This window comes from Flavobacterium oncorhynchi (genome assembly GCF_002217355.1).
GTDB classification, from domain to species: Bacteria; Bacteroidota; Bacteroidia; order Flavobacteriales; family Flavobacteriaceae; genus Flavobacterium; species Flavobacterium oncorhynchi.
Window position 1 is genome coordinate 149525 of sequence record NZ_MUHA01000001.1, and the last position, 13525, is coordinate 163049.

At 31.9% G+C, this 13525-nt stretch carries 12 protein-coding genes; 3 read left to right on the forward strand and 9 right to left on the reverse strand.

Annotated features, from left to right (window positions below; all coding sequences use genetic code 11):
- Window positions 1-31: 31 nt before the first annotated feature.
- Window positions 32-2419, reverse strand: coding sequence for a heavy metal translocating P-type ATPase (locus tag B0A75_RS00695; RefSeq protein WP_089052371.1), 2388 nt, complete (start codon window positions 2417-2419; stop codon window positions 32-34).
- 203 nt (window positions 2420-2622) lie between these two features.
- On the opposite strand from B0A75_RS00695, the gene B0A75_RS00700 reads away from it, so the two are divergent.
- On the forward strand, window positions 2623-3303 hold the full coding sequence (locus B0A75_RS00700) for a Crp/Fnr family transcriptional regulator (RefSeq protein ID WP_089052372.1): 681 nt from the start codon (window positions 2623-2625) through the stop codon (window positions 3301-3303).
- Between the two features lies 1 nt (window position 3304).
- Here B0A75_RS00700 and mazG read toward each other — a convergent pair whose 3' ends face one another.
- From mazG to def, 3 genes are all read right to left on the reverse strand, one after another.
- Window positions 3305-4075 carry a nucleoside triphosphate pyrophosphohydrolase gene (gene mazG / locus B0A75_RS00705; protein ID WP_089052373.1) on the reverse strand — a complete coding sequence of 257 codons (771 nt, stop codon included), beginning with the start codon at window positions 4073-4075 and terminating at the stop codon, window positions 3305-3307.
- 101 nt (window positions 4076-4176) lie between these two features.
- Window positions 4177-4662: a DUF5606 family protein gene (locus B0A75_RS00710; protein ID WP_089052374.1), complete on the reverse strand. Its 486-nt coding sequence runs from the start codon at window positions 4660-4662 to the stop codon at window positions 4177-4179.
- Between the two features lie 64 nt (window positions 4663-4726).
- A complete protein-coding gene (def, locus tag B0A75_RS00715; RefSeq protein ID WP_089052375.1) occupies window positions 4727-5317 on the reverse strand; it encodes a peptide deformylase in 591 nt (196 codons plus the stop codon).
- A gap of 198 nt (window positions 5318-5515) precedes the next feature.
- Between def and B0A75_RS00720 the strand changes: the two genes are divergently transcribed.
- Window positions 5516-7738 (forward strand): FUSC family protein, encoded by a 2223-nt coding sequence (locus tag B0A75_RS00720; RefSeq protein ID WP_089052376.1) that lies wholly within the window; start codon window positions 5516-5518, stop codon window positions 7736-7738.
- A 37-nt stretch (window positions 7739-7775) separates the two neighbouring features.
- On the opposite strand, the gene B0A75_RS00725 is transcribed toward B0A75_RS00720, so the two are convergent.
- From B0A75_RS00725 to B0A75_RS00735, 3 genes are all read right to left on the reverse strand, one after another.
- On the reverse strand, window positions 7776-9272 hold the full coding sequence (locus B0A75_RS00725; protein WP_089052377.1) for a malate:quinone oxidoreductase: 1497 nt from the start codon (window positions 9270-9272) through the stop codon (window positions 7776-7778).
- Window positions 9273-9397: 125 nt separating this feature from the next.
- Window positions 9398-9814, reverse strand: a complete 417-nt coding sequence (gene ruvX / locus B0A75_RS00730; RefSeq protein ID WP_089052378.1) for a Holliday junction resolvase RuvX — start codon at window positions 9812-9814, stop codon at window positions 9398-9400.
- 178 nt (window positions 9815-9992) lie between these two features.
- Window positions 9993-10631 (reverse strand): PAS domain-containing protein, encoded by a 639-nt coding sequence (locus B0A75_RS00735; RefSeq protein ID WP_089052449.1) that lies wholly within the window; start codon window positions 10629-10631, stop codon window positions 9993-9995.
- 287 nt (window positions 10632-10918) lie between these two features.
- On the opposite strand from B0A75_RS00735, the gene B0A75_RS00740 reads away from it, so the two are divergent.
- Window positions 10919-11734, forward strand: coding sequence for a 2,3,4,5-tetrahydropyridine-2,6-dicarboxylate N-succinyltransferase (locus tag B0A75_RS00740; RefSeq protein WP_089052379.1), 816 nt, complete (start codon window positions 10919-10921; stop codon window positions 11732-11734).
- 60 nt (window positions 11735-11794) lie between these two features.
- On the opposite strand, the gene B0A75_RS00745 is transcribed toward B0A75_RS00740, so the two are convergent.
- Both B0A75_RS00745 and B0A75_RS00750 read right to left on the reverse strand, forming a co-directional pair.
- Window positions 11795-12553: a glycosyltransferase family 2 protein gene (locus tag B0A75_RS00745; protein WP_089052380.1), complete on the reverse strand. Its 759-nt coding sequence runs from the start codon at window positions 12551-12553 to the stop codon at window positions 11795-11797.
- Between the two features lie 5 nt (window positions 12554-12558).
- On the reverse strand, window positions 12559-13272 hold the full coding sequence (locus B0A75_RS00750) for a polysaccharide deacetylase family protein (protein WP_089052381.1): 714 nt from the start codon (window positions 13270-13272) through the stop codon (window positions 12559-12561).
- Between the last annotated feature and the right edge of the window lie 253 nt (window positions 13273-13525).

A 13525-nucleotide genomic window follows, 5' to 3' on the forward strand; every position in this document is an offset into this window, starting at 1 on the left:
TTATAAAATTTACTCTTTGAATTATTTAAAATCATTCTAAACTACTCTTGCTGAAATAGTTAGACATGATAGTTACAAAGCTGACAATTGTAATTGTGCTCAATGGCATAATAATGGCTGCTACTAAAGGTAGTAAATTTCCTGTTACAGCAAATGAGAGCCCGACTATGTTATACAACAGCGACAATCCAAAACTCATTTTGATTATTAATATCGATTTATGTGACAGTTTTAAAAAATAATCTAATCGATAAAACTCTCCTGCATCCAAAATAGCATCACAAGCTGGCGAAAAAACATTAACGTTTTCAGAAACTGACACTCCTACGTTACTCTGTGCTAATGCGCCAGCATCATTCAGTCCATCGCCAACCATCATCACGTTCTTTCCTGAATCTTGCAGTTTTTTAATAAAATCAAGCTTTTGTTCGGGCTTTTGATTAAAAACCAGTTCTGTGTTTTTAGGTAAAATAGCTTCTAGATTGGCTCTTTCTCCATCATTATCTCCTGAAAGAACTTTAATATTATAATCTCTGCTTAGTGTTGCAAAAAGTTTTTCCAAACCATCCCTATACTTATTCTGAAATACAAACTGTCCATAATACAACTCGTCAATCTTAATATGCAGTGCGGTTCGTTCTATTTCTGATGCATTTAAACCTGGATTTCCCACAAAAGAAGCTGACCCGATTTTTATTGTTCGATTATTAACTTCTGCCAAAATTCCTTTTCCTGTTATCTCCGTAAATTCGTCAATTTTAACGCGATCCTCATCAGGTAAAAAATCATACAGCATACGGCTTAAAGGATGATTTGAACCACGAAGAACATTTTTTATCAGGATATAATTTTCTTTCGAAATCTCTTTTCCTTCATATAAAATATTAGACTTTTTATTCGTCGTAATAGTTCCTGTTTTATCAAAAACTATAGTATCAACTTTTGCCAGCTGCTCAATAACCAATGCATTTTTTAAGTACATTTTCTGTTTCCCCATTATACGCAGTATATTACCAAAAGTAAATGGAGCAGTTAATGCAAGCGCGCAAGGACAGGCAACAATTAAAACCGCCGTAAAAACATTAAATGCTGTAGTTGCATCTATAAAAATCCAATAACCGAAACCTGCAAACGCAATCAATAATAAAATGGGAGTAAAATAGCGGCTTATGGCATCGGTAATTGTTTTATGTTTTTGAAGTACTTTTTTCTGAAATATCTCATTACTCCATAGTTGCGTTAAATAACTTTGTGAAACAGATTGCAATACTTCCATTTCAATAACTTTTCCAATCTGTTTTCCGCCGGCAAATACTTTATCTCCAGACTTCTTAATAATAGGATCTGCTTCTCCAGTCACAAAACTATAGTCAATTTCAGCCTTTTCGCTTATTAAAATTCCATCAACAGGAATTAATTCTTGATTTCGTATCAACAAGCGATTTCCTTTTAAAACATCATAAATAGGAACACTTTCTTCAGATAAATCTGGATTTATACGAGTAACTGCAATAGGAAAATAAGATTTAAAATCGCGTTCGAAACTTAAAAAACTATACGTTTTAATTTGAAACATTTTTCCAAGCAGCATAAAGAATACTAACCCTGTTAGACTATCAAAAAAGCCAGGACCGTAATTCATTACCATATCAAAAGTACTGCGAATGAACATTACGATGATTCCTAAAGCAATTGGAATATCTATATTAAGCATTTTTGATTTTATGCTTTTATAAGCTGAAACATAATAACCACTTGCAGAATATAAGAAACTTGGCAGTGCCAGAACAAAAATTAAGATTCTGAAAAAGGGTTTATAATTATCCAGCCAAAATTCTTTTATTTCAAAATACTCAGGAAATGAAAGAAGCATTATATTTCCGAAGCAAAAAAAGGCTACACCAAGCTTATATGTTAAACTTCTGTCGACATTATTTTTTCCTGTTTCGTAATTTTCTAAACTTATATAAGGTTCATAACCAATTGAACTTAATAAATAAGCTATTGATTTTAGTGAAACTACGTCTGAATTGAATGTAATTCGAACTTTTTTTTCAGGAAAATTAACCTGCGAAGTGCTTATTCCTGTTTCAAGACGGTTAAGATTTTCTAGAATCCAGATACATGAACTGCAATGAATATGCGGAATACTTAATGAAACTATAGCGGTATTTCCTTCCTGAAATTCTAAAACTTTTGAAAGGATTGCTTCATTATCTAAAAAATCATATTTTCCCTGAATATCTTGCGGCGTTGCTCCCGGTGATTTTTGAAAATCGTAATAACAGGTCAAATCATGAAAACTGAAAATTTCGTAAACCGTTTTACAGCCGGTGCAACAAAACTTTTTTTCATCAAAATTGATTTCTTCATTTTTAGGAATAGTTAGTCCGCAATGAAAACAACTCTGCTCAATCATAATTTGTTTTTTTTAATGCAACAAATATTCAAAATAAGTCCCTCTTTTTACTATGACAATTATCATATTAAAATGAAATAGAATTCTAATTTAATGAAAATAAAACTGCCAAATTACGTCATCCTCTTTTTTATAGATATTTTAAACGATATTACTAGTATTAAACGTCAATATTGGTTAATTTTGCACTAAATTTTTTTGCCATGAGTAAATGTGATCAATGTATCGTAAGACAGCTTTCTTCTCTAAAAGCCCTCAGTAAAGATGAAGTTGTAAAATTGGCTAGCAGCAAAACCACCTATACAATTAAAAAAGGCGAAGCTATTTTTGAAGAAGGCGAAGTTACCAATGGTGTATTTTGTGTTAAAGATGGTGTTGGAAAACTTTCTAAATTAAGCGCTAACGGAAAAGATCAGATTGTAAAACTGGTAAAATCTGGTGAATTATTAGGACAGCGCTCAATGATCAGCAACGAACCTGCAAACTTAACTGCAAAAGCGGTTGCAGATATGGAGGTTTGCTTTATTCCTAAAAACGAAATCATACATTTCTTTAATACAAACAATCAATTCTCTTTGAATTTGATGCAGTCTGTCTGCGAAGATTTAAAAGAATCTGAGAATGATAAAATTGCTTTAGTTCAAAAAACGGTAAAACAGCGTTTAGCAGAAACTTTACTTCAATTGCATGAAGGTTTTGGTGAAAACACAGACAAAACCTTAAAAGTACAACTTACAAGAGAGGAATTAGCTGGAATAATTGGTACAGCAACTGAAAGCTGCATTCGTTTATTATCTGATTTTAATAAACTAGACTTAATCGAGCTTGTTGGAAAAAAAATTATGCTTAAAAATATTAAAGCCTTAAAAAAAATGGCAGAATAATTTATTGCTTTTTTGCTTCGTTCCAAAAAACATCCATTTCAGCTAAAGTCATATCCATTAAAGGTTTTCCTAATTCACCCGCTTTACTTTCTAAATATTGAAAGCGCTTGATGAATTTTTTATTAGTGCGTTCTAGAGCATCTTCTGGATTAACATTTAAAAAGCGGGCATAATTTATCATTGAAAATAGGACATCTCCAAATTCGGCTTCAATTTTATCTTGATCACCAGATCTAACTTCTACTTGAAGTTCTTCTAATTCTTCTTGAACTTTATCCCAAACTTGATGTGGTTCTTCCCAATCAAAACCGACACCTTTTACTTTATCTTGAATACGGCTTGCTTTTACTAACGCAGGAAGACTTCTTGGCACGCCTTCTAAAACTGATTTTTTACCTTCTTTCAGCTTAAGCTTTTCCCAGTTTTGTTTTACTTCTTCTTCATCTTTCACAACTGTGTCGCTGTATATATGAGGATGGCGATGAATTAATTTATCACAAATTTCATTACATACATCAGCAATATCAAAATCATTTGTTTCTGAACCTATTTTTGCATAAAAAACAATGTGAAGCAGTAAATCACCCAGTTCTTTTTTTACTTCATTCAAATCATTATCTAAAATAGCATCACCCAACTCGTAAGTTTCTTCGATCGTTAAATGTCTTAACGTTTGCAATGTTTGTTTTTTATCCCACGGGCATTGCTCACGAAGTTCATCCATTATAATCAATAATCTTTCAAAAGCTTTTAATTGAAGTTCTTTGCTCATTTTTTCTTGTTTTTATGTTTCAGCCAAGTGATTGTAAAAGTAAAAAATCCTGTCAAGAAAACATCTCAACAGGATTAATATATTTAAATTCAGAAAAACTATTATTCTTCTTTCTGAGCTTTTGCTTTTTTAGCAGCTGGAGCTTTTTTTACTTTCTCTTCTACTGCTGGAGTTTCTTCTGGAGCTTCTGCAGCAGCTGGTGCTAAATCAGTAACCAAACCTTTAGCTTGAAGTGTATTATACCAGTTTAATACTTTTTTAATATCAGAAGGATAAACTCTTTCTTCATCATATTCTGGTAAAATTTCTTTAAAATAAGCGCTTAATGTTGCGTTATCTTCTTTGTGTGAAATAGCTTGACCTTTATTTTCTTTAGCAGCAATTTTTTGCATTACTTCAGTCAATGGTTTTTCTCCTTCGTATGTATAAATTGAAATTTCTGATAATAAACTTACATTACTTTTTAAGTTTACAGTAATTTTTTTTCCGTCTAATAATGATTCTGCCACAAAACCTGTACGAGTCTGTACTTTCAATACATATAAACCTGGTTTCCCAGAAATGGCTAAAATTTTGTCTAAATTCATGTTTATTAAAATTAGTATTAAGAATTTTATTATATTTTTTTATGTTCTAAATTATTTAGAACATTTATCTTCCTTTTTTAGCAGCAGCAAATTTCATTCTATATTCTTGAAATGTTTTGCCTTCAGTAATGTTTTTCAATTTTTTCTGAATCAAACGTTTTTTCAAAGATGATATTTTATCTGTAAATAAAACACCTTCAATATGATCGTATTCATGCTGAATAACTCTGGCAATTAAACCATCAAAAACTTCTGTTTTCATTACAAAATCCTCTTCGCAATATTCGATTGTAACCGTTGGTTTTCTATAAACGTCTTCGCGAACATCCGGAATACTTAAACATCCTTCATTAAAACTCCACTCTTCACCTTCTTCTTTAATGATTTTTGCATTGATAAAAGTCTTTTTAAAACCTTTCAAATCTTTCTGCTCATTTGATGATAAATCCTCATCGTCACTAAAAGGAGTTGTATCAATAACAAACACACGAATTGGCAGGCCAACCTGCGGTGCAGCAAGCCCAACTCCATATGCATTATACATGGTTTCATACATGTTTGCTAATGTCTCTTTTAAGTTTGGATAATCTGGCGTAATCGCTGTTCCCACTTTTCTTAAAACTGGGTCGCCATATCCTACAATTGGTAAAATCATTTGTTTTTGTTTAATGTTTTATCTAACAAAAACCCTATATTGGGTTCTTATATTTCAGCTGGCAAAAATAGTAAAAAATAGTCAATGAATAATTTTAAACCTATATTTATGATATATTTTGCATGCTTCTAAAAACTCAGCTATAATTATGCCAAAATAGTTCGTACAATTCTTACCTTTGCTAGTAAACCTCACTTTATGCTTGAACGTATCTCGAAATTCACAAATAGTACTTCTTTTTTAAATGCGTCAAAAGTAACCATCGCCTCAGTTGTACCCGTTTTAATTTTAAACTTTTTAGGACATTTCGAAATAGGTTTTACAATTGCATTAGGTGCATTTTATACTTATCCCAGTGATATTCCGAGCTCTTTAAGTCACAAAATAAAAGGTCTTATTGTTGCTTCCTTTATTGTTTCGGGCGTTAATTTATTAGTAAATCTTGCCTATCCGCATCCTTATTTGTTTTATCCCTTTTTAGGATTTTTATTGTTTATATGCTCCATGATTTCAGTGTATGGTCAGAGAGCAACATTAGTTTCGTTTTCTGCTTTATTATCGATTTCATTATCCTTTGGTCATTTACATGAAGGATGGGAAGCTTTTCAATACTCAGGTTTTATTTTTGTTGGGGGAATTTTATATTTAGTAGTTTCACTAGTTTTTCATTTTGTACAACCTTATAAATATATTGAACTTCAAATTGCAGAAGGCATAAAGCTAACGTCTAAATACTTAAAACTTAGAGGTGATTTATGGAATCCCGAAGCAAATCGAGAAAAGATAATCGAAAAACAGCTGGCGATACAAGTTGATCTTAATTTGATTCATGAGGATTTAAGAAAAATGCTGATTGGAAATCAAAATGCATCAGGAACAACAAGCCAAAATAGAAAAATGCTGTTGGTTTTTATAACCTTAGTAGAAATTCAAGAACTTGCCTTGTATACTTCTTTTGACCATAATAAGATTCATGAAAAGTTCAATAAACACCCTGAAGTTTTACGTACTTATCAAAATGTAGCGTATAAGCTGGCATCAACTTTAAAGAAACTTTCTAAAAACGTACAGCATATTGCTGTTTATGTTGACAAAAATGATTTAAAAAATGAACTTGATGCTCTTGAGTTTGCGATTTTTGATTATGAAAAGAGCTTGGGTAAAGAAGAAGTTGCAGAAGGCGTATTAATGCTTACTAATATGCTGAAATATGCCAAAAATCAGGTTGTAAAAATTAAAACTATTCAACGTGCTTTATCGCTGGCAATGCAGTCTTATAAATTAAAAGATAAAGACAAAGAATTAGAAAAATTCTTAACGCCGCAATATTATCCGCTGCGAACCTTAATTGAAAATTTAAGCTATTCGTCATCAATATTCAGACACTCGATTCGCTTAACAGTAACTATTTTGTGTGGTTTTATCCTTGGTCAATTATTACATCTTCAAAATAATTACTGGATTCTGCTAACTATAGTTGTAATTATGCGCCCAGGATATGGCTTAACTAAAGAACGATCTTATAATAGAATTTTCGGAACTATTTTAGGAGGGCTTTTGGCATTTGGAATCGTATCGCTTATTCAAAATCATGTTGTTTTGAGTATTTTCTCGATTATTTGTATGCTTCTCGGAATTTCGTTTACTCAAATTAACTACAAAATAAGCGCGACGTTTGTAACGATGTACGTTGTTTTTATTTACGGAATTTTGACGCCAAATGTTGTTGAAGTAATTCAATTTAGAATACTCGATTCGCTTGCTGGTGCTACTTTGGCTTTTATCGCCAATCAATTTTTATGGCCGGCTTGGGAATTTTTAAATACACCTATTCATATTGAGAATTCGATTAGAGCAAACAGAAATTATCTAAAAGAAATTGCAGATTTCTACAATAAAAAAGGTGAAGTTCCGACTTCTTATAAATTAGCGAGAAAGAATGCATTTGTTGAGACTGGTAATTTAATGACTTCTTTTCAAAGGATGATGCAAGAGCCAAAATCTAAACAAAAAACAATGCCTTTGGTAAACAAACTAGTGGTTTTAAATCATTCTTTTTTATCGGCTTTAGCTTCTTTATCAACCTACATACAGTCACATCAAACAACCTCGGCTTCAGAATCTTTTAATTATATCATAAAAACTATTCTTTCAAACTTAGAACATTCCATTTCAATTTTAAGAAATGAAGCTGTTATTACAGATACTTTTTTTGACAAAGAAGATGTCACACTGCAGTTTGAAGAGCTTAAACGTAGAAATTTTTCTCGCCTTGCTGCTGATGATGAACTAGACAAGGAAACACGTCAAGCAAAAATGCAGGAAGCCCAAATGGTTATTGAGCAATTGATATGGATGAGCAATCTTGCAGAAAAAATCTTGAAAATTACAAAGGAGTTAAAAACAACAAATCCAGATTAATTCATCTGGATTTGTGTTTTTTATATAAATATTGACTTTAATTATTCAATTTCAAAACTTCGGCAGTTTCTTTTCTAAGTTCTGCTAAAAGCTCTGGTTTGTCATTAAGCGTTTTTCCATAAGAAGGAATCATTTGTTTCATTTTTGCCTCCCATTCTGGTGTTTTAATTTGATTTGTAAAACATCTTCCAATCAAATCAATCATAATAGCAACTGCCGTAGATGCTCCAGGAGAAGCTCCTAACAAAACAGCTAAACTTCCGTCGTGCGTACTAATAACTTCGGTACCAAATTCTAGGACTCCACCTCCATCTTCACCTTTTTTAATAACCTGAACACGTTGTCCCGCTTTTTCTAATTTCCAATCTTTAGAACGAGCACTTGGCAAATATTCACGAAGGGCTTTCATTCTGTCTTTCGGAGATTGACGAACTTGCTCAATTAGATATTTTGTTAAAGGAATATTATGATATCCTGCAGAAAGCATAGGAATTAAGTTGTTTGCTTTAATCGATAATGGAAGATCTAAATACGAACCATTTTTCAAGAATCGTGTTGAGAATCCTGCAAAAGGACCAAACAACAATGCTTTTTCACCATCGATTACACGTGTATCAATATGCGGAACTGACATTGGCGGTGCTCCCACGCTTGCTTTTCCATAAACTTTAGCCTGATGTTTTGCAATAACGTCTGGATTTGTACATTTCAACCATTGTCCGCTTACTGGAAATCCTCCGTAACCTGCTCCTTCAGGAACATTTGCTTTTTCTAATAAAGGCAATGAACCTCCACCAGCTCCAATAAATACAAATTTAGTATATGCTTTTCGCTTTTGACCTGTTGCTAAATCTGTGATTTTAATTCTCCAAGATTTATCCTCACGTTGTTTTAGTTTTTTAACCTCGTGATTGAAGTGTAAAGTAACGCCGTCTAATTTTTCAAGATAATTAAACATGCTTCTTGTCAGCGCACCAAAATTAACATCGGTACCAATTTCCATGTGAGTAGCTGCTAATTTTTCATCAGCCGCTCTGCCTTCCATTACTAATGGCATCCATTCTTTTAACTGATTAAAATCAGTACTGAATGTCATTTCAGAAAAAATAGGATTACTTTGAAGTGCTTTAAATCTCTTTTTAAGGTATTCAACATTTTTATCTCCCCAAACAAAACTCATATGAGGAACACTTTTTATAAAATTTTCTGGAGAAGGTACTTTGTTTTGTTGTACCAAATAAGACCAAAACTGGCGGGAAATTTCAAAAGATTCAGCAATACTAATTGCTTTTTTTGGATCAATACTTCCGTCAGCCTTTTCTGGGGTATAATTTAATTCACAAAAGGCAGAATGTCCGGTTCCTGCATTGTTCCAAGCATCGGAACTTTCGGCAGCAGCCACATCTAATCTTTCATAAATTTCAATTTTAATATCTGGTTGCAGCTCTTTTAAAATTAATCCAAGAGTTGCACTCATAATTCCAGCTCCAATAAGCACTACTTCACTATTGGAACGTATTGTATTGTCAGGCATAACAGTAATTTGTTTTTAAAGTGCAAAGGTACCTTTTTCAATCGCAAAAAAAAACTAATTTTTACATGATAAAAGTTAGAAAATTATAAATTTTTCCAAAAATGTAAAATTAATCAGAAATAAACCTAAAAACGCTTTGAAGAAAGATAATCCTGAAGCATAATTGTTGCCGAAATCTCATCAATTAAACCTTTATTCTGCCTTTGCTTTTTACTCAATCCACTGTCGATCATGGTCTGGAATGCCATTTTTGAAGTAAATCGTTCGTCAACACGAATTACCTTCATTTCTGGAAAAATATTTGAAAAGTGAGTCACAAAACCTTTAATTATCGATGCGCTTTGAGATGGTTCGCCGTTCATTTGTTTTGGCTCGCCTATTAAAACTGCTTCTACTTTTTCTTTAGCGAAATAATCTTTTAGAAAATCAATTAAAGTATGAGTTGGAATTGTAGTTAATCCTGATGCAATAATCTGCATTTCGTCAGTAACAGCAATTCCTGTACGTTTTTGTCCGTAATCTAATGAGAGAATTCTAGGCATATTATCTAAATTTTGTAAACGATAATTAAAAAAGAAACTTTTGAAGAAAATGCAAATATAACCTTTTACAAGCCTTTTAACTTTAACCTTCCTATCAAAATTATTTACCAATAAAAAATCCGTTCTGAAAAACTCAGAACGGACCTCACCAAAAATATTTAAAACTAAAAAAATATATCTATCTATTAAACAGTCTTCTAAAAAAGCCTCTTTCTTCCTCTTCCTCCTCGTCTTCTTTTTCTTTCTCTTCGTAATTCGCAAACTTAGATTGTGTTTTTTCATGCTCATATATCAACTCTTTTATATACTCTACATAAGTTCTCTTTTTTTCCTCTAGAAATCCAATTAAATATTTCTCACTGTATTCAACACCACTTGCAGCTTCTATTTGCAGCAGTTTTTTGTACAATGGTTCAATATGCAGTGAAATAACTTCTTGCGGAACGGCTTGTCTTCTTCCAAAATAGTTCATAATGACTCCGTTTTCATCTTTTGCAATCTCAAAATCGGTAATAACCCAGTAATAACGTCCAGATCTCGCTAAATTCTTTACAATTGCATGAAAGTTTTTTCCAGCTTTAAGATTTTCCCATAAAACTTTAAAAATGACTTTTGGCATATCTGGGTGACGAATGATATTATGCGGCTGTCCCATTAATTCGTAATCTTCATAACCAGAAACATCAACAAAAACTTCATTGGCATATTCGATAATACCAAACGCATTTGTTTTACTCATAATTACTTGTGTTTTGTCCCACGTAACCTCTTTATCTATAACTGGAATTCGATTTTGAAGTTGATTTTCTTGATTCATCATTTTTCTGCTTATATTATTTGTTTTGGATTGTACGCTTAATTTCCTTACAAAATTGCTCTGGAATTATGTCGCGAAATTAGACAGAAGAAAAAAAGCAAAATCTGATTTTTGTCATATTTTGATATTAAAAAAACTTTTAGCGGCTCTTAATTTCAATTTTTATCTTATTACTTTTTTATTATTTATCAAAATACAAACAAAAAGTTAAATATATAACATCTTCAAAAGGCTTTCTCTTTTTTGCATTTGCCCAAATACCTTATCTTTGCCAAAAATTAAACACTATGAATTCTTTACAGACTATAATTGAACAAGCTTGGGAAAACAGAGCTTTATTACAAGAAACTACAACAACTGATGCTATTAGAGAAGTTATCGAATTAGTTGACGCTGGAAAATTACGTGTTGCTGAACCAGTTGGCGATAAATGGCAGGTAAACGAATGGGTAAAAAAAGCTGTTGTAATGTATTTCCCAATTCAAAAAATGGAAACATGGGAGTCTGGTATTTTTGAATACCACGACAAAATGTTACTAAAGAGAAATTATGCTGAAAAAGGAATTCGTGTAGTACCAAATGCTGTTGCACGTTACGGAGCTTACATTTCGAGCGGTGTAATCTTAATGCCAAGTTATGTAAATATTGGTGCTTATGTAGATGAAGGAACTATGGTAGATACTTGGGCAACTGTTGGAAGCTGTGCTCAAATTGGTAAAAACGTTCACTTAAGCGGTGGTGTTGGTATTGGTGGTGTTCTTGAACCATTGCAAGCTGCTCCGGTTATTATTGAAGACGGTGCTTTTATTGGTTCTCGTTGTATTGTTGTCGAAGGAGTTCACGTAGGTAAAGAAGCGGTTCTTGGCGCTAATGTGTGTTTAACTGCTTCAACAAAAATTATCGACGTTACTGGTGATGAGCCTGTTGAAATGAAAGGTTTTGTTCCTGCACGTTCAGTAGTAATTCCTGGAAGTTATACTAAAAAGTTTGCTGCCGGAGAATTTCAAGTTCCATGTGCCTTAATCATTGGTATTCGTAAACCTTCTACAGATTTAAAAACTTCACTAAACAATGCACTTCGTGAATACGATGTTGCTGTTTAATTTACAGTTTTACAAATAAAAAAAGGAATGAGTTTTAAAAATTCATTCCTTTTTTTATACCTATTTCTGTTTCTTATTTGCTTCCTGAAGCTTCAAAAGCTTAGCATATTTCATATAGGAAAAAAAGCTCTGAATCATTGCAAATGTAAGACCATCCAAGCCATTCAAAAAGCCTTTTTTAAAAAAGTAGCATCTTATAAAAGCTACCAAACCGTTTAATATTGGTTTAAAACTATTAACTTTTTTATTCTGTTCAAAAAGCTGCTGCGCGTGCCAAGTCGAATATAAATTTTTCTTCCTGATAAGCTGATCAAAATCCTCCCATGCATAATGGTGAACGTGAACTTTTAAATGGATTTTATTGTTTCCTGAAACCTTTTGATGAACACTGTCTTTTGATGGAGATGCAGTTTTTTTATTAAAAAAACGCGACGTTTTATCAGGATACCAGCCAGAAAAATTTATTAACTTATTTCCCAAATAGTTATAAAGACTAAAGGCATAAACATCAAAATGCTGATCTTCATATTTTCTAGATAGTATAAATTTCTCAGCATCTTCTGCCAAAATTTCATCAGCATCCAGATTTAAAATCCAGTCGTTTTTACAATAAGGCAGTCCATGAATTCTTTGAGGCCCATCGCCTAAAAAAGCTTGCGAGATAACTTTAGCCCCTTTTTCTTCTGCAATTTTAACCGTATTATCAACACTTAATGAATCTATAACAATTACTTCATCACAAATTCTAAACAAAGCATCAATACATTTACCTATACTCTTTTCTTCATTATAGGTAATTACTAACCCACTAATTTCCATATTTCCTAAAAAATCTTAAGCTTTCCTATTTTCAGTTTTAATCTAAATTTCAACAAACTATCTTCTCCTTTTATATCTATTCTTTTTACCAAATAGTTGTTTTTAAAAGGAAATTTATTCACCCTGTTCCCTATTCGCAAACCATATTTGATACCATTATCGCGCATTATTCTTTCAAAAACAGCAAATTGCGCGTCTTTCTTAGCATAATTCCCAAAAGGATATGCTAAAACAGGCTTTATATCTAATTGATTTTCAAGTATAAAATTATTCGATTTAATAAAATCAGCTTCCAGTTCCTCTTTAGATAACGAACTGTATTTTTTATGCTCAAAAGAATGATACCCCAACTCAATAAGATTACGGTCTAATCCTCTTAATTGTTCGGCACTCATTATCTTTTCTTTTCCTTCTATCCAATAATCAAAATTTCCAACGTAAGTAAAAGGTATAAAAAAAGAAGCTTTTAATTGGTATTTTTCAAGCAAAGGCACAGCATATAAGAGCTGGCATTCGGTAACATCATCAAAAGTAATAATAATGCTTTTTGGAGGAAGTTCTTTTAAATTGTCTAAATCTTTAAAATGATATGTTGTGTAATTATTATCGGAAAGAAACTTAAACTGCTCCTCCAACTTTGACACAGAAATACATAAATCCAAAGATTTCGCATCATCTTGATCAACATTATGGTACATTAAAATGGGCAGCTTCGACATTTACTTTTGATTTTTTTCGCAAAGCTAACATTAATAGTATTATTATTCACAAAAAAAATATTTCTTAACCAAAAAATAAGAAACCAACTAGTAAAACAATACAAAATCAAATAATAAACTAAGTTGATTTACAGAAGATTCCGTACATTTATAATAACTGTAAACCTGATTTTTATAAACAAAAAAAGCAGACATTGAAATTGTCTGCAATAAATTATAGTTAAAATATTTATAGGGCCTCTTTCTTAATAAT

Excerpts from the sequence above, each read along its gene's own strand:
- B0A75_RS00695 (WP_089052371.1), bottom strand. The coding sequence starts at position 2,419 with ATGATTGAGCAGAGTTGTTTTCATTGCGGACTAACTATTCCTAAAAAT.
- B0A75_RS00700 (WP_089052372.1), top strand. The coding sequence starts at position 2,623 with ATGAGTAAATGTGATCAATGTATCGTAAGACAGCTTTCTTCTCTAAAA.
- mazG (WP_089052373.1), bottom strand. The coding sequence starts at position 4,075 with ATGAGCAAAGAACTTCAATTAAAAGCTTTTGAAAGATTATTGATTATA.
- B0A75_RS00710 (WP_089052374.1), bottom strand. The coding sequence starts at position 4,662 with ATGAATTTAGACAAAATTTTAGCCATTTCTGGGAAACCAGGTTTATAT.
- def (WP_089052375.1), bottom strand. The coding sequence starts at position 5,317 with ATGATTTTACCAATTGTAGGATATGGCGACCCAGTTTTAAGAAAAGTG.
- B0A75_RS00720 (WP_089052376.1), top strand. The coding sequence starts at position 5,516 with ATGCTTGAACGTATCTCGAAATTCACAAATAGTACTTCTTTTTTAAAT.
- B0A75_RS00725 (WP_089052377.1), bottom strand. The coding sequence starts at position 9,272 with ATGCCTGACAATACAATACGTTCCAATAGTGAAGTAGTGCTTATTGGA.
- ruvX (WP_089052378.1), bottom strand. The coding sequence starts at position 9,814 with ATGCCTAGAATTCTCTCATTAGATTACGGACAAAAACGTACAGGAATT.
- B0A75_RS00735 (WP_089052449.1), bottom strand. The coding sequence starts at position 10,631 with ATGAATCAAGAAAATCAACTTCAAAATCGAATTCCAGTTATAGATAAA.
- B0A75_RS00740 (WP_089052379.1), top strand. The coding sequence starts at position 10,919 with ATGAATTCTTTACAGACTATAATTGAACAAGCTTGGGAAAACAGAGCT.
- B0A75_RS00745 (WP_089052380.1), bottom strand. The coding sequence starts at position 12,553 with ATGGAAATTAGTGGGTTAGTAATTACCTATAATGAAGAAAAGAGTATA.
- B0A75_RS00750 (WP_089052381.1), bottom strand. The coding sequence starts at position 13,272 with ATGTCGAAGCTGCCCATTTTAATGTACCATAATGTTGATCAAGATGAT.